The following is a 23907-nucleotide window of genomic DNA, read 5'->3' as shown; positions in this document are numbered from 1 at the left end:
AGCGCGCGTCCTAGGGTGGCGCCATGCCCCTGCTCGAGCCCGGCAGCCCGTCCGACCTCGTCCGCGCCACCGCCGCGGCCTTCACCGAGCGGTTCGGCCGCCCGCCGACCGTGCTCGGGCGTGCCCCGGGCCGGGTGAACCTGATCGGTGAGCACACCGATTACAACCGCGGGCTGGTGCTGCCGGTCGCGCTGCCGCACGCGACCTGGGTGGCCGTGGCGCCGCGCGAGGACGGCGCCCTGAACCTCTCCAGCACCCAGCAGGACGCCCCGTGGACGGGCACCCTGGACACCCTCGAGCCGGGCTCGATCTCCGGGTGGGCGGCCTACGCCGCCGGCGTGCTCTGGGCGCTGCGCGAGGCGGGCCTCGACGTCCCCGGCCTCGACCTCCACGTGCACAGCACCGTCCCGCTCGGCGCCGGGCTGTCGAGCTCTGCCGCCCTCGAGTGCGCCGTCGGAGCCGCGGTGGTCGGTCTGCTCGGGCTGGACCTGGACGGCCGCCACGGCGAGGAGCCGCTGCGCGACCTGCTGGTGCGCGCCGGGATCCGGGCGGAGACCGAGGTCGCCGGCGCCCCGACGGGCGGCATGGACCAGACGATCGCCGTCCACGCGCAGGCCGGCAGTGCGCTCCTCATCGACTTCGACGACGACAGCCGGCGGCCCCTGGACCTGGACCTCGAGGGCCGGGTGCTCCTGGTCACCGACACCCGGGTCAGCCACGAGCTCACCGACGGCGGCTACGCCTCGCGCCGTGCCGACTGCGAGGCCGCCGCGCAGGCGCTGGGCGTCGACTCGCTGCGCCACGCGAGCCTGGACGCGGTCGAGGGCCTCACCGACGAGCGGGTACGCCGCCGCGCGCGGCACATCGTCACCGAGGTCGCCCGGGTGGAGCGCACCGTGGCCGCCCTGGAGGCCCGGGACTTCGCGGAGGTCGCCCGCTGCTTCCTGGACTCCCACACCTCGATGCGCGAGGACTTCGAGATCAGCACCGAGGAGCTGGACACCGCGGTGGGCGTCGCGGTTGAGGCCGGTGCCCTGGCCGCCCGGATGACCGGCGGCGGGTTCGGCGGCTCGAGTGTCGCGATCGTGCCGGAGGAGCGGCTGGCCGCGGTGGTGCGCGCGATCGACGCGGCGTTCGCGCTGCGCAGCTACCCCGCGCCGGATCACCTCGTCGTCGAGCCCGCCGCCGGCGCCTCCCTGGAGACCGACGGCCTGAGCCGGGCCTGAGCGGCCTCCCCGCCCCGTCCCGAGCGGGCGGCGCGGTGGGCCGCCGCCGGGTGTGATCGGTATCGCCTGGCGTATCGCGAGCCGGACGTGCGGTGTGGGTCGGCATACTCGGGGTACGGAAGGGCTGCGGCCCCGCCGCGCCCGTGACCTGTCGGACCCCGGAAGGATCTGCCCATGGCCCGCAAGAGCCCGATCAGCATGATCAAGGACACCGCGCTCGACACCCTGAAGGACCCGCTCGCAGCCGGCCACAAGGCGATCGACCAGGCGAGGGCGACGGTCGGGCTCGGCCGCGCGGTGGCCGACCAGGTCGCGAGCACCCTGTTGTCCCGCGCCGGTGACGTGCTGAGCACCGTGGCGACCATGGGTGGCCGTGCCGACGCCGGCCCGGTGACCCCGACGACGGCTCCCTCCGTCCCGGGCCGCCCGCCGGCACCGGCCTCGCCCGACGGCGGGCCGAGCGCGCGGACCGAGCCGCCCGCGCCCGTGAAGAAGGCGCCGCCCGCCAAGAAGGCGCCGGCCAAGAAGGCGCCCACGGCCAAGAAGGCGGCCCCTGTCGTCGAGAAGGCCGTCGAGTCCGGCGCGGCGACGCCTGCCGCGACGCCCCCCGCCAAGAAGGCGCCGGCCAAGAAGGCGCCCGCCGCCAAGAGGGCGCCGGTGGTGGAGAAGGCCGTGGAGTCCGGTGCGGCCGCGCCGGCGAAGAAGGCGCCCGCGAAGAAGGCGCCCGCGGCGAAGAAGGCCCCCGCCGTGCAGAAGGCCGGGGCCGCGACGTCCGGCACGGCCACGGCCACGACGCCTCCCGCTCCTGAGCCCGCCGAGACCATCGAGCCGGTCCCCGCGCCGCAGACGTCCATCGACGCCGCCGCCGACGACCTCGTGGTTGAGGCCACCCCGGCCGACCTGGCCAAGAAGGCCGCCACGCCGACCGCGAAGAAGACGGCGACCAGGAAGGGGGCCGCCAAGAAGGGGGCCGCCAAGAAGTCGGCCACCGCGAAGACCGCCCCCGCGAAGACTGCCGGCAAGGGCGCCTCCGCGACCGGCGCCCCCAGCGCGAAGCGGACGGCCGCGAAGGAGACCCCGAGCACGACCACGGGCGCGCCGGCAGCGGGCACCACCACGCCGCCGCAGACCTCGATCGACGCCGGCGCCGACGCCTCCAAGCTCGACGCGACCCCCGCCGACGTGGCGAAGAAGGCGGCGCCCGCGGCCCCGAGCGCCCCTGCGGACACCACGGACACCACGAGCACGCCCGAGAAGAAGGCGCCCTCGGCGTCCTCGGTGCCCGGAGACCGGCTGCCGCCGCAGAAGGCCCCGGAGTCCGGTCCCGCCGAGGGCTGAGGCCCGCCGTACCCCGCACCGGTGAGCCGCGGTGCTCGCCGATGCGGGGGTTTCGGGCGGCATGGGCTAGTGTCATGCGTGTTGAAGGGATCGCCGCAAGGTGATCCTGGCCGCGCACCTAGTCGCGGCTCGTGTCTCGTACTCCTGGTTTTCGGTTCGCTGAACATCAGCACGGTTGATGGCTTCAGCGGCTCGTGGGCACTCCGCCCCGGCACCGAACAAAAGGAACAACATCATGGCTCAGGGCACCGTCAAGTGGTTCAACGCTGACAAGGGCTTCGGCTTCATCGCTCAGGATGGTGGCGGCGAGGACGTGTTCGTCCACTTCTCCGCGATCCAGTCCAGCGGCTACAAGTCCCTCGACGAGAACCAGAAGGTCGAGTTCGACCTCGCCGCCGGCCCCAAGGGCCCGCAGGCTGAGAACGTTCGCGTCGCCTGATTCCCCTTCGAAGGCCCCGACCGCACTGCGGTCGGGGCCTTCGTGCATTTCCAGACGGCTTGCCTCAGCGCAGCTCGGCGCTCGAGAGCCCGAGCACCCGGCGGGCCACGATCAGCTGCTGGATCTGCTGGGTGCCCTCGAAGATGTCGAGGATCTTGGAGTCGCGGGCCCACTTCTCCAGCAGCTCGGACTCGCTGTAGCCGACCGTCCCGCACAGCTCCACGCAGCCGAGGGTGATCGCGGAGCCGGCGCGCCCGGCCTTCGCCTTCGCCATCGACGCCTCCAGGGAGTTCGGCCGGCGGTTGTCGGCCAGCCACGCGGCCTGGAGCATCAGCAGGCGCGCGCCCTCCCAGTCGGCCTCCATCTCCAGCAGCCTCGCCGCGGCCGCGCTCTGCAGGTGCGCCGGGCGGTCGTGGTCGACCGCCACCCCCGCCCCGGCGAGCAGGTCGCGGGTGAGGTCCAGCGCCGCGCGGGCGCACCCCACCGCCATGGCCGCGACCAGCGGCCGGGTGTTGTCGAAGGTCGCCATCGCCCCGGCGAAGCCCTGGGACGTGTCGATCTCGGGCGAGCCGAGCAGGTTCTCGGCCGGCACCCGGCAGTCGGTGAGCAGGATCGTCGCGGTGTCGGAGGCCCGGATCCCGAGCTTGTGCTCGAGACGCTCGACCCGCATCCCCGGCGTACCGTGCGGGACGACGAAGGAGCGGATCGCCGCGCGCCCCAGAGCCGGGTCCAGGGTGGCCCACACGACCACGTGGTCGGCGCGGCTGCCGGAGGTGACGAAGATCTTCTCCCCGTTGAGCACGTAGTGGTCGCCGTCGCGGGTGGCGGTGGTCCGGATCGCCGCGGAGTCGGACCCGGTCGCGGGCTCGGTGATCGCCATCGCCGCCCACACCCCCGCGAAGCGGGCGAGCTGCTCGTCGTCGGCGACCGAGGCGATCGCGGAGTTGCCCAGCCCCTGGCGCGGCATCGAGAGCAGCAGGCCGACGTCGCCCCAGCACATCTCGGTGATGGAGAGCACCGAGGCGAGGTTGGACCCGTTGCGCACCCCGGACCCGCCGCGGTCTCCCCCGCCGTCGCCGCGCACGCCCGCGGCCCCCGCGCCCTCGCTGGCGCCGGACTCGGCGAGGCCGTCGATCATCGCGGCGAGCATGTCGAGCTCGTGGGGGTAGGCGTGCTCGGCGCGGTCGTAGCGCCGCGAGATCGGGCGCAGCATGTTCATCGCGACCTGGTGGGCCTGTCCCACCAGCGGCCGGAACTTCCTCGGGGTCTCCAGGTTGATCGCCATCAGACCAGCACCGCACCTTCCATCACGCCGATCGCCCGCAGGTCGCGGTACCACCGCTCCACCGGGTGCTCCTTGACGAACCCGTGGCCACCGAGCAGCTGGACGCCGTCGAGGCCGATCCGCATCCCCTTGTCGGTGCACAGGCGCCGCGCGAGGGCGACCTCGCGGGAGTGCTCCCGCCCGGCGGCGGCCAGGGAGGCCGCCTTCCAGGTCAGCAGCCGCATCGCCTGGAGCTCGATGGCCATGTCGGCCACCGCGAACGCGACCGACTGGCGGTGCGCGACCGGCTCGCCGAACGCCTCGCGCTCCTTGACGTACGGCGTGACGTGGTCGAGCACCGCCTGCCCGACGCCCACCGTGAGCGCGCACCAGGCCAGCCGCGAGAGGCGCACGCACTCGCGGTACGCCGCGCCTCCGGCGTCCCCGAGCACCGCGCCGGCCGGCACGGAGACACCGTCGAGCCTCAGCGTGGTCAGCCCGGCCGCCCGCACACCCATCGACGGGTCGGCCTCGACGCTCAGGCCGGCGGCGGAGGACTCGACCAGCACCAGCACGGGGCTGTCGTCGAGCATCGCGCCCACCACGAAGAGCTCGGCCTCCGCGCCGCGCGGCACCGCGGACTTCACGCCGTCGAGCACCAGCCGGTCCCCGCGTCGTACGGCGCGGGTCGCGGGCTCGAGCACGTCGAGGAGCACCCGGGGCTCGGTGAGTGCCAGCGCGGCCGCCGGTGCGCCGCGGTCGGTGAAGGCGGGCAGGTAGGTCTGCTGCTGCTCCTGGTTGCCCCACAACGCCAGCGCCGTGGCCACCGCTCCGGGTGCGAGGTGGGAGACGGCCAGCCCCAGGTCGCCGTGGGCCAGCGCCTCCGCGACCAGGGTGCCGGCGACGGCGGACCGGGTCTCGAAGATGCCGCCGAGCTCCTCGGGCACCCCGAGCAGGGGCAGCCCGAGCTCCTCGCCGGCGAGGAGCAGCTCCGGCGGGGCCGCGCACTCCGCGTCGGCCTGGGCGGCGGCGGGACGCACCCGCTCCGCGGCGTACTCGCGGACGACGTCGAGCAGTGCCTGCTCGTCCGGCGTGGGGGTGAGGTCGAAGACGTCCCCGGCCTGCGCGGCCGGGGCGCGCCGACCGGGCGTGCGCGCCGAGCCGGCGCGCTGGAAGGCGCGGCCGGCGGCCGTGGCGGCGCGGAAGCCGCCACGGGCCGCGGTGAAGACGGCCCGCTCGGTGGGGCGCCGCAGGCCGACGCGGTCGAGGAGGTCGCTCTGGGCGAGGCGCCCGAGCGCCGCGACCGCGTAGCCGAGGGGGTCGCGGGACTCCTGGCTGGACAGGCCGTGCCGACCGCCCGGGCGCAGGCTCTGGATGAGGGACATGGCGCCAATGTAACTGCTAGTTACACGGCGCGCTACAGGCTCCGCCCGAGACGGGGTGCGTGTCGGTCGTCGACACGGACGGGAGGCGGCGGCCCGGACGGGAGGGGGGAGGGTGTCCGGGCCGCCGCCCGTTCGTCGGACAGGTCAGGCCTGTCGGGCGGGGAGGATGCGGGCGCGCGCCTCGCCGAACCCGAGGCGGGTCCCGGCGGGCCCGGGGGCCGTGGCGGTGAGGACCACCTCGTCGCCGTCGAGCAGGAAGGTGCGCTCCTCCCCCGCGACCTGGACCGGCTCGGCGCCGCCCCAGGTGAGCTCGATGAACGCGCCGCGCTGGTCCTTCTCCGGCCCGGAGATGGTGCCGGAGGCGAACAGGTCGCCGGTGCGCGTCGGCGCCCCGTTGACGGTCAGGTGCGCGAGCATCTGCGCGGGCGACCAGTACATCTCCTTGTACGGCGGGCGGGTGACCACGTCGCCGTTCCACTCGACCGCGAGGTCGACGTCGAGGCCCCAGGGCTGCTCCATCGCCAGGTACGGCAGCGGCGTCGGGTCCTGGGCCGGGGTGGCGACCTTGGCGTCGGCCAGGGCGAGCATCGGGACCACCCACGGCGAGACGGTCGAGGCGAACGACTTGCCCAGGTTCGGGCCGAGCGGGACGTACTCCCAGGCCTGGATGTCGCGCGCGGACCAGTCGTTGAACAGCACCACGCCGAAGATGTGGCGCTCCGCGTCCTCGACGTCGATGCGCTCCCCCATCGCGTTCCCGGTGCCGACCACGAAGCCGAGCTCGGCCTCGATGTCCAGGCGCACCGACGGGCCGAAGACCGGCTCGGGGTCCTGCGGGCCCTTGCGCTGGCCGCAGGGGCGCACGATGTCGGTGCCGGAGACCACGACGGAGGCGGAGCGGCCGTGGTAGCCGACCGGCAGGTGCTTCCAGTTCGGCATCAGCGGGTCGGGGTTCTGGGGGCGGAAGAGCCGGCCCAGGTTCGACGCGTGGTGCTCGGAGGCGTAGAAGTCGACGTAGTCGGCGACCTCGAACGGCAGGTGCAGCGTCACCGCGGACACGTCGTGCAGCGCCTCGGGCGCGACGTCGCCGCGCAGCCGCTCGGCGATCGCGGCGCGGACGGCGACCCAGCGCTCGTGGCCGGCGGCCATGAACGGGTTCAGCGTCGGGCCGGCCAGCGCCGCGGCCTCCGGGAGGTCGGCGAGCAGGATGCCGAGGTCGACCACGGTGTCGCCGAGCCGGGTGGCGACCCGGCGCGGACCGGATCCCACGGAGTAGACGCCGTAGGGCAGGTTCTGCAGGCCGAACTCCGACCCCTCGGGGGCGGTGACGGTGGTCATCGGGTGGGTCCTTCCGGGGTGGTGGTGGGGACGAGCGCGGGGTCGAGCAGGCCGAGGTCGGCGAGCTCCTCCACCGGCTCGGCGATGCTGCAGGTGCCGAAGGAGCGGAACTGGGCGCGCAGCCGGGCCGCCGCCTCGTCGTCCAGCGCGTCGAGCAGGAACCCGGCCAGGACACGGCCGTCGCGCTCGGCGAGCAGCCGCTGGACCTCCTCGACGTCGGCACCGTCCAGCGCCGCGTCGACGGCGGCGATCAGGTTGACGAAGCCGTGCTGCTCGAAGCCGGTGGCCGGGTCGGTGTTGCGCACCGCGTGGTGCAACCCGGCGGTGGCCTTGAACGGCACGCCGGCACGCGCGGTCGCGACGACCGCCTCGGCCAGCTCGGCCTCGTCCGGGTACAGGTCCGCACGGACCCCGCCGGTGCGCAGCTTGGCGAGGTACGCCGTACCGGCCAGCGCCGCGATCACGTCCGGGCGGCGCCGGTCGCGCGGCACCTCCACGAACACCGTGGTGCCGGGACGACCCGCCAGGGCGGCGTCCAGGGCGGGCACCACCGCGTCGGGGGCGGTCTCGGTGGCCAGGGCCACCTCCACGCCCTCGACGCGTACGGCGGGGATCGCATCGGCGGCCGCGAGGGCCGGGGCGAGCGCCTCGAGGGCGGGCACCGTCAGCGCGACCGCGAAGGAGCCGGCGGGCTGGTCGGCGACCAGCGTCGCGAGCTCGTCCAGGCGGGCGGCGGCGACGATGAAGGGACCCACCAGCGACGCGTGCGGCGCGCGCAGGTGCTCGAGGTGCGCGGGCACGGCGAGGTCCAGCGCGAGGTTGCCGGGCGGGAAGATCGCGGCGTCGTCGCACAGGCCCTGCAGCAGGACGGCGGGGAGGCGCTCGGCTGCCGTCATGCGGTGCCGCCGTCGTCGCCCAGGCGGCGTCCGCCGCTCCAGGAGTAGGCGTAGCGCCCGTCGTCGGTGGCCAGGCCGGCCTCGCCGAGCTCCAGGGGACGGAAGGTGTCCACCATGACCGCGAGCTCGTCGAAGAACTCCGCACCGATCGAGCGCTCGTAGGCGCCCGGCTGCGGGCCGTGGGCGTGGCCGCCGGGGTGCAGGCTGATCGAGCCCTGCCCGATCCCCGAGCCCTTGCGGGCCTCGTAGTCGCCGCCGCAGTAGAACATCACCTCGTCGGAGTCGACGTTCGAGTGGTAGTAGGGCACCGGGATGGCGAGCGGGTGGTAGTCGACCTTGCGCGGCACGAAGTTGCAGATCACGAAGTTCTGCCCCTCGAAGACCTGGTGCGCCGGCGGCGGCTGGTGCACCCGGCCGGTGATCGGCTCGTAGTCGGAGATGTTGAAGGCGTAGGGGTACAGGCAGCCGTCCCAGCCCACCACGTCGAAGGGGTGCTCGGGCAGCACGTGCACGCTGCCCACGATCCCGGCAGACGTGCGGTGCTTGACGTAGACCTCGACCTCGCTGCCCTCGACCACGCGGGGCTCGCTCGGGCCGCGCAGGTCGCGCTCGCAGTACGGCGCGTGCTCGAGCAGCTGGCCGAACTTCGAGAGGAACCGCTTCGGCGGGCCGATGTGGGAGTTCGCCTCGATCGCGTAGATGCGCACCGGACCCTCGGGCACCACGCGGTACGTCGTGGCGCGGGGCACGATCACGTAGTCGCCGGTGGCGGCCTCGATGTCGCCGAAGACGGTCTCCACACGTGCGCGGCCGTCCTCGACGTAGAGGCACTCGTCGCCGATGGCGTTGCGGTAGTACGGGCTCGGCTCGGTGGCGACGACGTACGCGAGACGCACGTCGGCGTTGCCGAGCAGCAGGCGCCGGCCGGTGACCGCGTCGACGCCGCGGGTCGACTCCTCGTCGGGGAAGAGGGCGTGGGTGTCGAGGTGGATCGGGCGCAGCGGGTGGTTCGGGGTCAGCGAGGAGTCGCCGAGCTCCCACACGCGCACGTCGAGGACCGCGGAGGGGATGTTGACGTGGTACAGCAGCGAGGAGTCCGAGGAGAAGCCCTCCTCGCCCATCAGCTCCTCGTAGTACAGGCCGCCCTCGGGGGTGCGGTGCTGGGTGTGACGCTTCGGGGGGACCGAGCCGGCGGAGCGGTAGTACGGCATGGTTGCCTGCCTTGTCTCGTGTCGGTGGGGACGGGGGTGGTGGTGGGCTGGTGCTCTCAGCGTGCCGCGCGGGCGGCCTCGACCGCATCCCGCAGCGCGGCGGGACCGACCTGGTCGCCGAGGACCAGGGCGAGGCGGGTGAGCAGGGCGGGACGGTCGTCGGCCGCGACGGAGTCGAGGGCGGCGGAGACCGCGAGCCAGACCTGCTCGCGCGCGGCCTGCTCCGGCGGGAGGCCGACGCGGGGGTCGGCGGCCTCGGCGCGCTGCGCCTTCGCGGTGCCGCCGGCGCGCAGGTGCGCCGGGACGCCGCCCAGGTCGCCGGCCCGCCCGCGGCCCAGGAGCAGCCCGTCGGGACGCACCACGAAGACCTCGCCGGGAGCCGCGCCCCAGGCCGCGGCCAGCTCGCCGTCGGTGTCCACCAGCGAGTGCTCGGTCTCGCCGAGCCCGACCATGACGACGGTGGCGTCCTCGTGCGGCAGGGCGGCGGCCAGGTCCCCGCGGAGCTGGAAGACGGACTCCAGCGCCGACTCGTCGAGCGGGCCGAAGGCGTAGATGCCGAAGCCGGTCCCGCGCACCTCGTGCACGCTGGACTCCTTGCCGGGCGCGGTGCGCACCCGGCGGTCCGGCACCGGGTCGCCCGCGACCAGGCCGGCGGCCTCGATGTCGGCGGTCGCGGCGTCCGGGTCGGCCAGGGTGAGCGCCGAGCGGCGGGCGTGGGTGGCGCTGCTCTGACGCGGATCCAGCAGGTGGCTGAACTCCGGGCGCACCTCGCTGAGGTCCAGGAGCGCGTCGCGGGTGGCGCGGTAGCCGTCGGTGCCCGGCGTCATCACCAGGGTGGACTTGCCGGCGTTGGCGACGTTCTGCTGCCAGGCGTCGTGACGCTCGGCGGAGTACGCCGCGAGCAGTGCCGGGTCCGCGTCGCCGTGCAGCACGGCGGCGAGGGTCCACACCAGGGTGTCGGCGTCCTCCATGCCGGAGTTCAGCCCGCGCACGCCGAAGATCGGCACCAGGTGGGCGGCGTCGCCGGTGAAGACGACCCGGCCGTGCACGAAGTCCGGGAGCGCGAGCGCGCGGGCCTGGTAGAAGCCGTGCCACTCCAGGGTCCACGGCTGCTCGTGGCGCAGCCAGGTGAGGTGCTTGGCGATCCGCTCGCGGATCCGCTCCTCCTGGGTCTCGACCTCGGCGTCGTCGCCGGGGGCGAGCTGGTAGTCGATGCGCCAGATGTCGTTGGGCTGGCGGTGCATGATCACCGTCGAGCCGGGGTTGCTCGGCGGGTCGAACCAGACCAGACGCTCGGCAGGGAGGTCGCACACCCAGTGGATGTCTGCGATGACGTAGCGGCCCTCGTAGCTGGTGCCCTCGAGGCGCAGCCCCAGCTGCTGGCGCACCGCGCTGCGTCCGCCGTCGGCGGCGACGACCCACTGCGCGCGCAGGGTCCGCTCCCCCTCGACGGTGTCGACGGTGACCCGCGCGCCGTCGGCGTCCTGCTGGACGCCGACCACCGGGGTGCCCCAGTGCAGGGTGATGAGCGGGTTCTTCTCGAGGGTCTCGACCATCATCTGCTCGAGCTCGGACTGCGAGACGTTGACCATCGGGGCCCGCACGTCGCCGGCCTCGTGGGGCATCGTGAAGTGCAGGACCTCGCGGTCGCGGTGGTAGCTGCGCCCGCCCTGCCACTCCAGGGCGAGGGCGGCGAGCCGCTCGCCGAAGCCGAGCCGGTCGGCGACCTCGAGGCTGTGGCGCGAGATGCAGATCGCGCGACTGCCGAAGGACACCTGGTCGGCGGCCTCGAGGACCGTGACGGGGATGCCGCGCTGGGCCAGGCCCAGGGCGACGCTCATCCCGACCGGGCCGGCACCGACGACGACCACGGGCAGCGGGGCGGCGTCCGGCGCCGGCTCGGCGACGCGGCTGCGCTCGTACGTCGGGGGCTGGAAGTACGGCGAGGTCATCGGGCGGCTCCTGTCGGGACGGCGCTCTCGTCGGCGCGCTCGGCGGGCTGCGCGGCGTCGCCGGCCGGTGCGCCGGTCAGCTCGCTCGGGGGACGGCGCAGGAGGATGAGGGTGCAGGTGAGGCTGATCAGCGCGATCAGCACGAAGTAGGCGGAGATCGCGTTGCTGGTGCCGAACTCGGCGTAGAGCCAGGTCGCCATGAACGGGGCGATGCCGCCACCGAGGATCGCGCCGACCTGGTAGCCGAGCGAGGCGCCGCTGTAGCGCACGTGGGCCGGGAACAGCTCGGCGAAGAGCGCCGACTGCGGGCCGACGGTGCAGCCGAGGACGAAGGCGAGCAGGATCATCGCGAGCAGCATCACCGGGATCGACGCGGTGTCGATGAGGGTGAAGAAGAACGCCGAGGTCACGAGCAGCGCGATCGTCGAGGCGACGTAGATCTTGCGGCGACCGACGATGTCGGACCAGTACGCCGAGACGCCCATGCCGAGCATCCACACCGGGCAGGCGGCGATCAGCAGGCCGAGCATGGTGCCGCGGCCGAAGTCGAGCTCCTTGGTGCCGTAGGTCAGCAGGTAGGCCATGAAGACGTAGGCGATGCCGTTGGTGGCGATGAACGTGCCGCCGGCGAGCAGCACGGTGCGCCAGCTCTTGGTGAGGACCTCCACGATCGGGATCCGGGCCACCTGCTCGTCGGCCTTGACGGCCTCGAACTCGGGGCTCTCCATGACGCCGAGGCGGATCCACATGGCGACGCCGATGAGCACGATGCTCAGCAGGAACGGCATGCGCCAGCCCCACTCGAGGAACGCGTCCTCGCTCATCGACTGGGTGCAGGCCAGGTAGACCAGGTTGGCCAGCAGGACGCCGGCCGGGACACCCATCTGCGGGGCGGAGCCGTAGAGGCCGGCCTTGCCGGGCGGGGCGTGCTCGGTGGCCATCAGCACCGCGCCACCCCACTCGCCGCCGACGCCGATGCCCTGGACGAAGCGCAGGACGACGAGCAGCACCGGCGCCCAGGCGCCGATCGAGTCGTAGTTCGGCAGCAGGCCGATGCCGACGGTCGCGCCACCCATCACGAACAGCGAGATGACGAGCATCGACTTGCGACCGGTGCGGTCACCGAAGTGGCCCATGATCACGCTGCCGAAGGGACGTGCGATGAATCCCACGGCGAGCGTGGCGAAGGCCGACAGGGTGCTGGCCAGGTCGGAGTCGGTCGGGAAGAACTGAGGACCGAGGACCAGGGCGGCGGCGGTGCCGTAGATGAAGAAGTCGTACCACTCGATGGCGGTGCCGACGAAGCTGCTGGCGACGGCACGGCGCGCACTGGTCGGTGCGGGCGTGGTCCCCGAGGCAGGTGCTCCCATGAGGGTGGGCCTTTCGCTCGTTTCATTCCACCGAGGGAGGTGGCGCTCCCCACGGTGAAGGTCAAGCCATGTGGATGGAAAGCCCCGGTTAACGCAGTATTACCTCGGGATTTCCGTGGAAGCCGCGTTGCGGATCGTCCCGCTCTTGAGCTGTCGGGCCGCCAGCCGCACCGCTTCGGTGAGGAACGCACGCGTGGCGCGGTTGAGCAGCGAGTCCGGGTGCCACACCACGTCGACCGAGACCGGCTCGATGCCGGGGGTCGCGATCTCGCGCACCGCGACCGGGAGCCCCTCGTAGGTCACGTCGGCGCTGGGACGCTGCAGCAGGATCGTCCAGCCCAGCCCGCGGCCCACGAAGGAGCGGGCGGTCTCGTAGGTGCGGGCCCGGTAGCCGATCCGCGGGGCGAACCCGGCGATCGCGCAGCAGCCCAGCGCGTGGGCCGAGCTGGGCGGCGCGTCCAGGAGCACCAGCGGATCCCCGCGCAGGTCGTTGAGGTCGACCGGATCCTCGCTCGCGGCGAGCCGGTGGTCGCCGGGCAGCACGACCAGCGGCTTGAGCAGCGCCAGGCCGGCGCGGCGCCACGACGGCCCGAGGTCGAGGTCGTACATGATCGCCGCGTCGAGCAGCCCGCCCTCCAGGCTGGCGGTGAGCTGGTCCTGGTTGGCCTCGGTGACCTCGAGCTGGGTCTCTGGCTGGGTCGCGGCGAACCCGGTGATCAGCGGCGGCAGCAGCGTCGGGGCGAGCGAGGGGTAGCAGCCCAGGCGTACCACGCCGGCCGCGCCCCGCTCGCCGCGCGCGTCGGCCTCCAGCTCCAGGCCCTGGTGCAGCAGCAGCCGGGCCCGGGGCACGAGCAGCTCGCCGGTCGGGGTCAGCTGCACACCCTTGGCGCGGTGCCGGGTGAGCAGCTGGGCGTTGAGCGCCCGCTCCAGCTCGGTGAGGTTGGCCGAGAGCGCCGATGCGGAGATGTGCAGCTGCTGCGCGGCACCACTGATGGTGCCCACATCGGCCACGGCGACGAACGCCGCCAGCTGGTTGATCGTGAACGTCGGAACGCCTTCGGCCCTGGCCACGTCATGACGTTACCTCCGTCCCGGTCCCGGTCCGACGCGTGGTCCCCGCTAGCATTCGTGGTCATGTCCGCTCCTCCCGCACCGCCCGAGCACGCGCCGTACGGCCCCCTTCCCGAGGGCGGTCGGGTCCGGCCGATGACGCGTTGGGGGACCCCGGTCATGCATCGCCCCCAGGCCCGGGTCGAGCACTTCGACGAGGAGCTGCGCCAGCTCGTCGCGGACATGGTGGCGACGATGTACGCCGCGGACGGCGTCGGCCTCGCGGCCTGCCAGATCGGCGTCGACCTCGCGGTCTTCGTCTTCGACTGCCCCGACGCCAGCGGCGAGCGGACGGTGGGCGTGGTGTGCAACCCCGACGTCGACCTGCCCGAGGGCAAGGACCGCCACCTCGACGTCGACGACGAGGGCTGCCTGTCCTTCCCCGGGGCGTTCGTGGACTGCGCGCGCCCCGACTTCGCCACGGTCCACGGTGTCGGCCTGGACGGCGAGCCGGTCACCTTCTCCGGTGACGGCCTGCTGGCCCGCTGCCTGCAGCACGAGACCGACCACACCCTCGGCACCGTCTTCGGCGACCGCCTCCCGACCAAGGCCCGCAAGAAGCTCCAGAAGGCCCACGACAAGGCCGTCGCCGACTACCCCGACGGCTGGCCCGCGACCTCCTGACCCCTGCCCCCTCCGCGAGGCGGCTCGTGTGGTTGCCCGAGTCGGCCCGTGTGGCGCGGCGAGTCGGCCCGTGTGGCGCGGCGAGTCGGCCCTTGTGGCGCGGCGAGTCGGCCCTTGTGGTGAGCTCGCGCTCCTGACGGCGCGTGAGTCAGGACACCCGCGACTCTCCGCCGCCCCCGGCCAGGTGCTCGGCGACGATGCGCCGGTGCTCGGCGGTCAGCTCGTCGGGCACGGCGGGCAGCACGTCGTCCCAGAACGCGAGCATCGCGCCGCGGCCCTGCATCATGCCGGCCGGACGGGCCAGCGCCCACAGGTGGAAGTGCTCCGAGCCGTCGCCCCAGCGCGAGAAGTGGCAGCGCGCGACGCCCGGGACCGCCTTGACCGCGGCGCTGAGGCGCTGCATCAGCGGGCCCAGGCCGGCGAGCAGCTCGACCGGCGCGTTGTCCAGCAGGACGTGATCGACGGGCGCGATGCCGCCGACGAACGGCAGGCCCGTGCGGGTGAACCCGGAGCGGACCTGCCAGGTGCCGTCGGTCCAGATCGTGTGCTCGCTGGGACGGCAGTGCCCGCACTCGGCGCGGTCGAGCGTCCCGGAGCGGGGTGCCTCGGGCACCATCATCGGGCCCAGCGGACGAAGCCGGACCTCCTCGAAGGAGGACAGCGCGTCGTCGACGAGCGGCTGGCCCGAGAGTCGCTCCCCCACCGGCAGCGTGCGGTGGTACGGCGAGTCGGCGGGCTCTTGGCCCTGGGCGGCGTGGTCGTCGGTCACCCGCCGCACCCTAGTCCGCGAGCCGGTGCCGGAGGCGCGCCGCAAGTCTCGACTCGACGCGCAGCGAGTCTCGACTCGCTCGTCACAAGTCTCGACTCGACGAGTGGGGTCAGCGGCGGGCGGTGACGTAGCAGGCGACGGCGCTGGCGGCGGCGACGTTGAGGGAGTCGATGCCGGCGCGCATCGGGATGATCGCGCGGCGGTCGGCGCTCTGCTCCCAGCGTGGCGAGAGCCCGTGGCCCTCGGAGCCGAGCACCAGCGCGACCCGGTCCAGCCCGGCGACCGCCTCCTCGATGGCGGTCGCGTCCGGGGTGAGGGTCAACGCCACCGTGGTGAAGCCGCGGGCGCTGAGCGACGGCAGCGCGTCGTACCAGTCGGGCAGGCGGGTCCACGGCATCGTGAAGACGGCGCCCATGCCGACCTTGATCGCGCGGCGATACAGCGGGTCCGCGCAGCGCGGGGCCAGCAGCACGGCGTCGAAGCCGAGCGCGGCGCCGCTGCGGAAGATCGCGCCGACGTTGGTGTGGTCGACGATCTCCTCGAGCACCAGCACCGAGCGGGCGCCGTCGAGCACCTCGTCGACCGAGGGCAGCGGGCGGCGCTCCAGGGAGGCCAGCGCACCGCGGTGCACGTGGAAGCCGGTGACCTCCTCGGCGAGCGCCTCCGACATCACGTAGCAGGGAGCGTCGGTCGTCGCCAGCACGTCGGCCAGGCCGTCGAGCCAGCGCGGCGCCATCAGGAACGACCGCGGCGCGAAGCCGCCCTCGACCGCGCGGCGCACGACCTTCTCCCCCTCAGCGAGGAAGAGCCCGTTCTCCGTCTCCAGGCTCTTGCGCAGCTGTACGTCGCGCAGGTCGCGGTAGTCGCCCAGCCGGGGGTCCGCGGGGTCGGTGATCTCGACGATCGTGGCCATCAGACCCGCTCGAAGCGCTCGGGGTGCGCGACCGCGACGACGCCGCCGACGACGATGATCGCCGGGGGCTTCACGTCCTGGGCGGCGAGCTCGTCGCCGAGGGTGGCCAGCGTCGCCAGGACGGTGCGCTGCCCGGGCATCGTGCCGTCGCAGACGACCGCGACCGGGGTGTCCGCGTCCCGGCCGCCGGCCACGAGGGCGGCGGCGATCGCGGGGGCGTTCTGCACCGCCATCATCAGCACCAGCGTGCCGCTCAGCCCGCCGACCGCCGCCCAGTTGGTCAGCGACTCGGGGTGCCCGGGCGGCAGGTGCCCGGAGATCACGGTGAACTCGTGCGCGACGCCGCGGTGGGTGACCGGGATCCCGGCCACGGCCGGTACGGCGACCGGGCTGGTCAGGCCGGGAACGACCGTGACGGGGACGCCGGCCGCGCGGCAGGCGAGGACCTCCTCGTAGCCGCGGCCGAAGACGAAGTTGTCGCCGCCCTTGAACCGCACCACCCGCTTGCCCGCCAGCGCCCGCTCGACGATGACGCGGTTGATCTCCTCCTGCTGCGCCGAGCGGCCGCGGGGCAGCTTGGCGACGTCGATGAGCTCGACGTCGGCGGGCAGCTCGCCGAGCAGCTCGCGCGGCGCGAGCCGGTCGGCCACCACGACGTCGGCCTCCATCAGCGCCTTGCGACCGGCGACCGACATCAGTTCCGGGTCGCCGGGTCCGCCGCCGACCAGCACCACGCCGGGCGTGTGGTCGCGCTGGTGGCGCGCCGCGATGGTGCCCTCGCGCAGGCCCTCGAGCACCTCGTCGCGCACGCCGGCCGAGCGGCGCGGGTCGCGGTTGCCGAGCACGGCCACGGTGACGCCGGCGTGCCGGCCGACCGCCGGCGTCCACGCCGTACCGCCGCGGGCGTCGTCGGCGCGCACGCAGAAGATCCGGTCGGCCTCGGCCGCGGCGCAGACCTGGGCGTTGACCTCCGGGTCGTCGGTGGTGGCCAGGGCGTACCACGCCCCGTCGAGGTCGAGCGGCGCGAAGCGGCGCCGGTGCCAGGTCACCTCGCCGGACCCGACGAGGCCCTCGATGGCGGGGGTGACCTCGGGTGAGACCACGTGCACGTCGGCGCCGGCGGCGATCAGGGCGGGGATGCGTCGCTGGGCGACGTGGCCGCCGCCGACGACCAGGACCCGGCGGGCGGTGAGGATGAGCCCCGAGGGGTACGGCGTGTAGTCGTCCACGTCGTCATTCTCGCCGGGCGCGGGACCACACCGGTGGCCCGGGTTCAGGGAGCGGACTACGGTCGGCCACCCGAGCCCGCCGGCACGAGAATGCCCGGCGGCCCCGCCGATCGATCAGGAGCGACATGAACCTCGACCGACCCGTCACCCCCAACCCCTACGACCTGCTGCCGCGCGTCCCCTCCTTCGAGGTGACGAGCACGGACGTCGTCGACGGCCAGCCGCTGAAGGACGACCAGGTGAAGTCGGGCGGCGACTCCTCGCCGCAGCTGTCGTGGTCCGAGGCGCCCGAGGGCACCAAGAGCTTCACGGTCACCTGCTTCGACCCCGACGCTCCCACGCCGAGCGGGTTCTGGCACTGGGTGCTCGTCGATCTCCCCGCCGACGTGACCTCGCTGCCGGCCGGTGCCGGCGCTCCGGGCGCGGAGCTTCCCGGCAAGGCGTTCATGTGTCGCAACGACCTCGGCACCCCCGGCTTCAACGGCGCCGCTCCGCCGCAGGGCGACCAGGTGCACCGCTACTTCTTCGTGGTCCACGCGGTCACCGAGGAGTCGCTCGGCGTCGACGCCGACGCCTCCCCCGCGGTCGTGTCGTTCAACCTGGCGTTCAAGACCGCCGGACGCGCGATCCTGCACGGGACCTACCAGCACTGACCCGCTGCGCCGGGCCCGGGGATGGCCGGGCCCGGCCCCCGGGGGCCCGCGGGATGTCAGCCCTCGCTGGAGCGGCGGAGCAGCTCCTCGAACGGCGTGGGCTCGCCCAGCTCCTCCTCGACCGTACGACGCGGGGCGGGGGCGGCGTCTGCGCCGCTCACCTTCCCCGCGAGCAGCGCCAGCTCCCCGGCCGCGCGGCGTACCCGCGCGTCCAGGTCCGAGCCGGCGAAGTCGTCGGTGGCGGCGAAGACGCCGGTGGGGACGACGACCGCGCGCAGGTAGGCGAACAGCGGGCGCAGCGCGTGGTCGAGGACCAGCGAGTGCCGGGCCGTGCCGGCCGTGGCCGCGACCAGCACCGGGGTGCCGTCCAGCAGTCCCGGCTCGAGGACGTCGAAGAACGTCTTGAACAGGCCCGAGTAGCTCGCCGAGAAGACCGGCGTCACCGCGATCACCCCGTCCGCGTCCCGCACGGCCTCGATCGCCGCGGCGAGGTCGGGGCCTGGGAAGCCGGTGAGCAGGTGGTCGGTGAGCTGGTGGGCGAGGTCGCGCAGCTCGACGTGGACGACCTCGGCCTCCTCGAGCGCCTCGCGGGTCGCGTCCGTGAGCCGGTCGGCCAGCAGGCGGGTCGAGGACGGCGTGGACAGCCCGCCTGAGACGACGACGACCCGGGTCATGCCCGCACCTCCGCCCCTCCCTCGGCCCCGACAGCACCCTCAGCGTCCTCGGCCCGGTGCCCCGTGGCCGCGTCGGCGGGCGCGTAGACGGTGGCGTCGCTCGCTCCCCCGGCCTTCGCGACCAGCGAGGCGTGGGTGGGGGCGTCCGGGACGTGCGCGGGCCGGCCCTCGGCGAAGCCGCGGCGCATGTCGGGCAGGATCTCGCCGAGCAGGTCGAGCTGCTCCAGCACCGTCTTCAGGGGCAGGCCGGCGTGGTCGAGCAGGAACAGCTGGCGCTGGTAGTGCCCGGCGTACTCCCGGAACGACAGGGTCCGCTCCAGCACCTGCTGCGGCGAGCCGACGGTCAGCGGGGTCGCCTCGGTGAAGTCCTCCAGCGACGGGCCGTGGCCGTAGACCGGCGCGTTGTCGAAGTAGGGGCGGAACTCAGCGACCGCGTCCTGGCTGTTGCGCCGCATGAAGAACTGCCCGCCCAGCCCGACGATCGCGGTGTCCGCGGGGCCGTGGCCGTAGTGCTCGAAGCGGCGGCGGTACAGGTCGACCATCTGCTGGGTGTGCCCGGCGGGCCAGAAGATGTGGTTGTGGAAGAACCCGTCGCCGTAGTAGGCCGCCTGCTCGGCGATCTCGGGGCTGCGGATCGAGCCGTGCCACACGAACGGCGCGACGCCGTCCAGCGGGCGCGGGGTGGAGGTGTAGCCCTGCAGCGGGGTGCGGAAGCGCCCCTCCCAGCTCACCACGTCCTCGCTCCACAGCCGGCGCAGCAGGGCGTAGTTCTCGACGGCGAGGTTGATGCCCTGGCGGATGTCCTTGCCGAACCAGGGATACACGGGCCCGGTGTTGCCGCGGCCCATCATCAGGTCGACGCGGCCGTCGGTGAGGTGCTGGATCTTGGCGTAGTCCTCCGCGATCAGCACCGGGTCGGTGGTGGTGATCAGGGTGGTCGCGGTGGAGAGGATGATCCGCTCGGTCAGCGCACCGATGTAGGCCAGCGTGGCGGTCGGGTTGGAGGCGATGAACGGCGGGTTGTGGTGCTCGCCGGTGGCGAAGACGTCCAGACCGATCTCCTCGGCCTTGCGCGCGATCGCGACGGTGGCCTTGATCCGCTCCTGCTCGGTGGGGGTCCGCCCGGTCGTGGGGTCGGTGGTCACGTCGCCGACGGTGAAGATCCCGATCTGCATGCTGCCCTCGCTCGGTAGTTGAAAGTGCGATTACATCCCACAATCCCCGCCCGTGTACAGGTATTCCGCCTCCCGGACCGCGTCGCCGTCCGCCCGCAGCCGTCGCCGCCACGCCGCGACCACGGCGTCCAGCGTCGCGCGCGCCGTGGCCGTCCCCGGCACCCGGGCCCGCAGCGCGATCCCGTCGTCGGTGCGCGAGAGCCACAGCTGGAGGTCGTCGGCCAGTGTCGCCGCCGACACGTGGTGCGCCGCGCGCTCCCGCGCCCGGTCGTGGCCCGGCAGCCGCCGGTAGTCCAGCCAGGACACCATGAAGACGTCGCCACGGGTGCGCACCAGAGGGGCGGGCAGCGTGGCCAGCACCTGCTCCAGCGGCACGTCGGCCAGCCCCCGCGCCGCGCGCAGGTCGCGCGCGGCGGCGCCGGGGTCGTCGCCGGCCCCCAGCACCAGGGGCACCGTCGCGGTGAACCAGCCCACGGCGCGCCGTTCGGCGGCGGTACGCCGGGTGCTCACCGGGAGCAGCACCGGCAGCTCGCCGGGCCCTCCGCAGTCGGCCACGGCGCCCGCGAACCCGGCCAGCACCGCCGCGCAGGTGGTGGCGCCGGCGCTCGCCGCCCGCAGGTCGAGCGCGGCCGCGTCACCGGCGTCGAGCAGCTCGACCAGCACGCTCGCCTGCGGCACCCGCTCCCCCGGCGCGACGCCCAGCGGCAGCGGGAACGTCGGCAGTCGGTGGTCGAGCCCGCCGAGGAAGGCGTGCCACGCGGCCAGCCGCGCGTCCTCGGGCGGTACGACGGGCGCCGGCGCGGCGCACGCCTCGACGAAGCAGCCCGTGGGCGGCAGCGGTCCGGTCCCTGGGCGGCCGCGGCGGGCGGAGTACAGGGTCGCCAGGTCCTCGACGACCACGGCCACCGAGGTGGCGTCGGCGTGCAGGTGGTCCAGGCCGAGCAGCACCGTGGAGCGACCGGGGCGCGAGACCGCGGCCGGAAGCAGCCCGGAGCCGGCCAGCGGGGCGCAGCCCGCGTCCAGCAGCCCGCGCAGCAGCGTGCCGGTCGCCGCGGCGGACGTCGGCGTCCCCGCGACCCGGCGCCGCCAGGTGAGCGTCGCCGGGTCGTGGCGGCGCGCCACCGGGGCCTCGCCACCGCTCCCGTCGCGCTCCGCTTCCACTCCCGCGACGCACTGCAGCGTGCCGTGCCGCGCGACCAGGTCGCGGAAGGCGCCCTCGAGCGCCACGAGGTCGATCGGCCCGGCCACGTCGAAGGCGGCGGTCAGCCACACCGACGGCGCACCGGCGGCGGCCGCGGAGAGGTGGTTGCGCTGGTCCGCGGAGAGCGCGACGCGGGTCCCACCCGTGCCCGGGGGTGCGACGTGCCAGGCGTGGACCGCCCCGGGCGCGGGCTGCCAGGCGTCAGCGGTCGTGACCCGCATGCGCCCGTTCCTGCGCCGGGGGGTCGATCCGCTCGCCGCGGGCCGCGGCGCGCAGCACCGCGCGCAGCAGCCCGTGGTAGGTCGTCACCGCCGCCTGCGCCTCGGGGGTGTCCGGGGTCTGCGCGACCACGTAGAGGCGCCCCGCGTCGCGGTTGACCCACATCGAGGCGTTGGAGGTGCGCCCCAGTCCGGTGAAGTGCACCCCGCGGTCGTGGGCGGGAGCGCCGACCCCCGAGAACCACCGCAGGTCGATGTAGGACACCAGCTGCGGGCTGCCGAGGTGGTCGGGGGCCACCGTCCCCGAGCGCACCAGCGTCTCGAGCACCAGCGGCACCGGCGCGGCGCCCAGGCGCTTGGCGCGCTCGAACGCGGTCTGTGCCGTCGCGGCCAGGCTGGCGAAGTCCGGCTGGCCCCCGGTGCGGATCTCGACCGGGGCGAAGGTGCAGAACCAGCCCTGCGAGGTCGTCCACGGCCCCCGGCGGGTGCTGAGCACCGTGATCGCGAGGTGGTCGCGGCGCCCGGTCAGCAGCCGCTCGGTCTCCGCGAGCGCGCCGAACACGGCGCCGGTCATCCGCGCGCCCGCCTCGCGGCACAGGGCGTCGAGGGCGTCGAGCTCGGAGACCTCCAGCAGGTCGGTGCTGCGGATCCGCACCGGCGCGGTCTCCCCCGGCGCGAGTCCCAGGTCCAGCGGGAAGCTCGGCAGTCGCCCGCCGTGGCGTGCGACCGAGCCGACCCACTCCCCGACCTCCGGGGACTCCGGGCCGAACTCCGCCGCGGCGGCCCGCTCCGCGCGCGCGTGCGCCACGAAGCCCCCCGGGACCGTGCGCACCGCGTCCGGACCCGCGGGGTCCGGACCGCGGTCGGCGATGCCGCGCTCGTCGTCGTACAGCCAGCCGAGCTCGCCGGCCAGCAGCACCTGGGAGACGCCGTCGGTTAAGGCGTGGTCACAGCCCCAGGCGACCCCCACCGAGTCCGGTCCCTCGACGGCGACCAGGCACCAGCCCGGCCAGGCGTCGGGGCGGCACCGCTCGGTGAACAGGTCGGTCAGCAGCGCGTGGAGCGCCGCGTGCCAGTCGCCGTCGACAGGCCCGTCCGCCGGCCCGTCGGCGGGCGCCGGGGCGAGCTCCTCGATCTCGAGCGCGACGTCCTCGGGCGCGAGCAGGTGGCGCACCGGCTCGTCGCCGGCGAGGTCGAACCAGGTGCGCAGCCCCTCGTGGCGGCCCACGAACCGCACCACCGCCCGGCCCAGGGCCGCGCGGTCCAGCGGCCCGTCCAGCACCGTCGCGACGCCGGTCCAGGCCCGGTGCACCCCGCCGCGCGCGACCAGGCCGGCGTACGCCGCGAGGTGGTCGACCTGCAGGAACGACGGTGGTCCGGGGCTCACGGGTGCGGTCGCGGCCGCGGTCGCGGCGGCCGGGGTGGGGCGCCAGGCCAGCACGCGGCCCGGTGCCGGGCGCCACTCCTCCATGCCCGCCAGGATCATGCGCTCGCCTCCTGCGCCCCGTCGGCCAGCAGCTCGCGGAGCACGCGGCGCATGTCGGTGTGCAGGGTGCGCAGCGCGGCGTCTGCCTCCTCGGTGCGCGGGTAGCGCGCGGACACGCTGAGGCCGTGGTGGCTGCGCACCAGCCACAGGTAGACCTCGTCGTCGGCGTACGCCGGGCTGCGCAGCGTGCGCGCCCGCAGCCGGTCCCAGTGCGCGGCGCCGGGGATGTGGCGGGTGTCGACGTAGGAGACCACGAAGTGGGGGTGGTCGTGGATCTCCAGGAGCTGGGCGATGCGGGGCAGCGGGACGCCGACGAGGGGCTTGCCCGCGTCGACGCCGGCATGGATGCGGGCGAGCACCTCCGCGGTGTCGTGGGCGCCGGCGAGGTCGACCTGCACCGGGGCGCAGCCGACGTACCAGCCGACCGCCGGGAGGTGTGCGGGGTCGTGGCGGGTGTGCATCGGCATCACGAAGCGGAACCGGTCGGTCGGGCGCGCGGCGCGCAGCGCGAGCAGCAGCACCGCCAGCGCCCCGGACTGCGCGGACGTCCCGGCGCTGCGGCACAGCGCGCCCAGGCGGTCCAGCTCGTCGGGAGCAGCGACCCAGGTCGAGGAGCTGTGCTGGGGCTGCCTGCCGTCGGTGACCGGGCCGATGCGCAGCGCCGGGTCGGGGTGGTCGGGGAAGCGCAGGCCGGAGCCGTGGGCGAGGAAGGAGCGCCAGCCGCGCACCGCGGGGTGCTCGGCCGTGACCGCGGCGCCGAGCGCGCGGTCGGCGGCGGCGTGGTCGACGTGGCTGGCGATGGCCGGGTCGACCAGCGAGGAGGGCGTCGCACCGGCGCGGACCCGGTCGTAGAGGGTGGTGAACTCCTCGAACCAGACCAGCTGGGAGTAGGCGTCCATCACGCTGTGGTCCGCGCCGAAGACGAGGTCGAAGCCCGGCGCTCCCTCGCGGTGCACCGTTGCGAGGCGCACGTGCGGCCAGGCGGCGCGGGTGAGGGAGGCGAAGGACCGCGAGATCCGGTCGGCGGCGTCCTGCGGGGAGACCGTGCCGGCCTCGATCGAGCGGATCGCGAGGCCCGTCCCGTCCGTGCTCGAGCGCCGCCACGTGCCGTCCTCGGTGCGGACGACGGTGGTGCGCAGCCCCTCGTGGCGAAGCATCCACGCGGTGGCCGCTGCCGCCACGTGCGCTGGGTCGTACGGCGCCGGCACGTGCATCACCGACCCGATCCAGGAGCCGTCCTCGCCGCCGTCGAGGTGGTGCTCGTGGTCCCACGACAGGCCGCGGTCGTCCGCGCGCCACGCATGGTCGGGAACCACCGGTTCCCAGGTCGTCAGCCGTCCGCCCGAGAGGGGGTACTGGTCAAGTTCGCTGTACTCCACCTCGACAACGATGACGCAGCCGACGGTTGCTGGCGAGGGTGACATGAATCACAGTGT

The 23907-nt window shown here is 74.4% G+C and carries 21 protein-coding genes; 5 read left to right on the top strand and 16 right to left on the bottom strand.

Annotation, left to right across the window (positions count from 1 at the left end; genetic code table 11):
* Positions 1-23: 23 nt before the first annotated feature.
* The 3 genes from galK to HOQ23_RS06175 all read left to right on the top strand — a co-directional run bounded on the left by galK (position 24) and on the right by HOQ23_RS06175 (position 3003).
* Positions 24-1226, top strand: a complete 1203-nt coding sequence (gene galK, locus HOQ23_RS06185; RefSeq protein WP_172212863.1) for a galactokinase — start codon at positions 24-26, stop codon at positions 1224-1226.
* A 174-nt stretch (positions 1227-1400) separates the two neighbouring features.
* Positions 1401-2564 (top strand): hypothetical protein, encoded by a 1164-nt coding sequence (locus tag HOQ23_RS06180; RefSeq protein WP_172212861.1) that lies wholly within the window; start codon positions 1401-1403, stop codon positions 2562-2564.
* Positions 2565-2799: 235 nt separating this feature from the next.
* Positions 2800-3003, top strand: coding sequence for a cold-shock protein (locus HOQ23_RS06175; protein ID WP_172212859.1), 204 nt, complete (start codon positions 2800-2802; stop codon positions 3001-3003).
* A gap of 64 nt (positions 3004-3067) precedes the next feature.
* Here HOQ23_RS06175 and HOQ23_RS06170 read toward each other — a convergent pair whose 3' ends face one another.
* The 8 genes from HOQ23_RS06170 to HOQ23_RS06135 all read right to left on the bottom strand — a co-directional run bounded on the left by HOQ23_RS06170 (position 3068) and on the right by HOQ23_RS06135 (position 13490).
* Positions 3068-4288, bottom strand: a complete 1221-nt coding sequence (locus tag HOQ23_RS06170) for an acyl-CoA dehydrogenase family protein (RefSeq protein WP_172212857.1) — start codon at positions 4286-4288, stop codon at positions 3068-3070.
* Positions 4288-5652, bottom strand: coding sequence for an acyl-CoA dehydrogenase family protein (locus tag HOQ23_RS06165; protein WP_172212855.1), 1365 nt, complete (start codon positions 5650-5652; stop codon positions 4288-4290). The genes HOQ23_RS06170 and HOQ23_RS06165 overlap by 1 nt, the downstream gene beginning before the upstream one ends.
* Positions 5653-5796: 144 nt before the next feature.
* A complete protein-coding gene (gene fahA / locus HOQ23_RS06160; protein ID WP_172212853.1) occupies positions 5797-6990 on the bottom strand; it encodes a fumarylacetoacetase in 1194 nt (397 codons plus the stop codon).
* Positions 6987-7886: a hypothetical protein gene (locus tag HOQ23_RS06155; RefSeq protein ID WP_172212852.1), complete on the bottom strand. Its 900-nt coding sequence runs from the start codon at positions 7884-7886 to the stop codon at positions 6987-6989. The genes fahA and HOQ23_RS06155 overlap by 4 nt, the downstream gene beginning before the upstream one ends.
* Positions 7883-9097 (bottom strand): homogentisate 1,2-dioxygenase, encoded by a 1215-nt coding sequence (locus HOQ23_RS06150; protein ID WP_172212851.1) that lies wholly within the window; start codon positions 9095-9097, stop codon positions 7883-7885. The genes HOQ23_RS06155 and HOQ23_RS06150 overlap by 4 nt, the downstream gene beginning before the upstream one ends.
* Before the next feature lie 56 nt (positions 9098-9153).
* Entirely contained in the window at positions 9154-11049 is a 1896-nt protein-coding gene (locus HOQ23_RS06145; RefSeq protein ID WP_172212850.1) for an FAD-dependent oxidoreductase, read from the bottom strand.
* On the bottom strand, positions 11046-12419 hold the full coding sequence (locus tag HOQ23_RS06140) for an MFS transporter (protein ID WP_172212849.1): 1374 nt from the start codon (positions 12417-12419) through the stop codon (positions 11046-11048). Before HOQ23_RS06140 ends, HOQ23_RS06145 begins: the two co-directional genes overlap by 4 nt.
* A 99-nt stretch (positions 12420-12518) precedes the next feature.
* A complete protein-coding gene (locus HOQ23_RS06135) occupies positions 12519-13490 on the bottom strand; it encodes a LysR substrate-binding domain-containing protein (RefSeq protein ID WP_172212848.1) in 972 nt (323 codons plus the stop codon).
* A 63-nt stretch (positions 13491-13553) separates the two neighbouring features.
* Between HOQ23_RS06135 and def the strand changes: the two genes are divergently transcribed.
* Positions 13554-14153 (top strand): peptide deformylase, encoded by a 600-nt coding sequence (gene def, locus HOQ23_RS06130; RefSeq protein ID WP_172212847.1) that lies wholly within the window; start codon positions 13554-13556, stop codon positions 14151-14153.
* A 148-nt stretch (positions 14154-14301) separates the two neighbouring features.
* Here the strand turns inward: def and HOQ23_RS06125 are convergent, their stop codons facing one another.
* The 3 genes from HOQ23_RS06125 to cobA all read right to left on the bottom strand — a co-directional run bounded on the left by HOQ23_RS06125 (position 14302) and on the right by cobA (position 17064).
* On the bottom strand, positions 14302-14922 hold the full coding sequence (locus HOQ23_RS06125; protein ID WP_172212846.1) for a hypothetical protein: 621 nt from the start codon (positions 14920-14922) through the stop codon (positions 14302-14304).
* 109 nt (positions 14923-15031) lie between these two features.
* The gene (locus HOQ23_RS06120) at positions 15032-15835 is read right to left on the bottom strand and encodes an RNA methyltransferase (RefSeq protein ID WP_172212844.1); all 804 of its coding nucleotides are present in this window, start codon (positions 15833-15835) and stop codon (positions 15032-15034) included.
* Positions 15835-17064: a uroporphyrinogen-III C-methyltransferase gene (gene cobA, locus HOQ23_RS06115; RefSeq protein WP_172212842.1), complete on the bottom strand. Its 1230-nt coding sequence runs from the start codon at positions 17062-17064 to the stop codon at positions 15835-15837. Before cobA ends, HOQ23_RS06120 begins: the two co-directional genes overlap by 1 nt.
* A 125-nt stretch (positions 17065-17189) precedes the next feature.
* Between cobA and HOQ23_RS06110 the strand changes: the two genes are divergently transcribed.
* The gene (locus HOQ23_RS06110; RefSeq protein WP_172212840.1) at positions 17190-17717 is read left to right on the top strand and encodes a YbhB/YbcL family Raf kinase inhibitor-like protein; all 528 of its coding nucleotides are present in this window, start codon (positions 17190-17192) and stop codon (positions 17715-17717) included.
* A gap of 56 nt (positions 17718-17773) precedes the next feature.
* On the opposite strand, the gene HOQ23_RS06105 is transcribed toward HOQ23_RS06110, so the two are convergent.
* The 5 genes from HOQ23_RS06105 to HOQ23_RS06085 are packed head-to-tail and all read right to left on the bottom strand — an operon-like array spanning position 17774 to position 23850.
* The gene (locus tag HOQ23_RS06105; protein ID WP_172212838.1) at positions 17774-18391 is read right to left on the bottom strand and encodes an FMN reductase; all 618 of its coding nucleotides are present in this window, start codon (positions 18389-18391) and stop codon (positions 17774-17776) included.
* Positions 18388-19566 (bottom strand): LLM class flavin-dependent oxidoreductase, encoded by a 1179-nt coding sequence (locus tag HOQ23_RS06100; RefSeq protein WP_172212836.1) that lies wholly within the window; start codon positions 19564-19566, stop codon positions 18388-18390. Before HOQ23_RS06100 ends, HOQ23_RS06105 begins: the two co-directional genes overlap by 4 nt.
* A 30-nt stretch (positions 19567-19596) precedes the next feature.
* Positions 19597-20988: a condensation domain-containing protein gene (locus HOQ23_RS06095; protein ID WP_172212834.1), complete on the bottom strand. Its 1392-nt coding sequence runs from the start codon at positions 20986-20988 to the stop codon at positions 19597-19599.
* Positions 20969-22471 carry a hypothetical protein gene (locus HOQ23_RS06090; protein ID WP_172212832.1) on the bottom strand — a complete coding sequence of 501 codons (1503 nt, stop codon included), beginning with the start codon at positions 22469-22471 and terminating at the stop codon, positions 20969-20971. The genes HOQ23_RS06095 and HOQ23_RS06090 overlap by 20 nt, the downstream gene beginning before the upstream one ends.
* Complete coding sequence (locus HOQ23_RS06085) at positions 22468-23850, bottom strand: condensation domain-containing protein (protein ID WP_172212830.1); 1383 nt, start codon at positions 23848-23850, stop codon at positions 22468-22470. The genes HOQ23_RS06090 and HOQ23_RS06085 overlap by 4 nt, the downstream gene beginning before the upstream one ends.
* Positions 23851-23907 lie beyond the last annotated feature (57 nt).

Origin of the sequence: Nocardioides sp. zg-DK7169 (assembly GCF_013155365.1) — a bacterium.
GTDB lineage: Bacteria > Actinomycetota > Actinomycetes > Propionibacteriales > Nocardioidaceae > Nocardioides.
The sequence above is the reverse complement of the archived record's forward strand: the minus strand, read 5'-3'. Positions and strand labels throughout refer to the sequence as shown.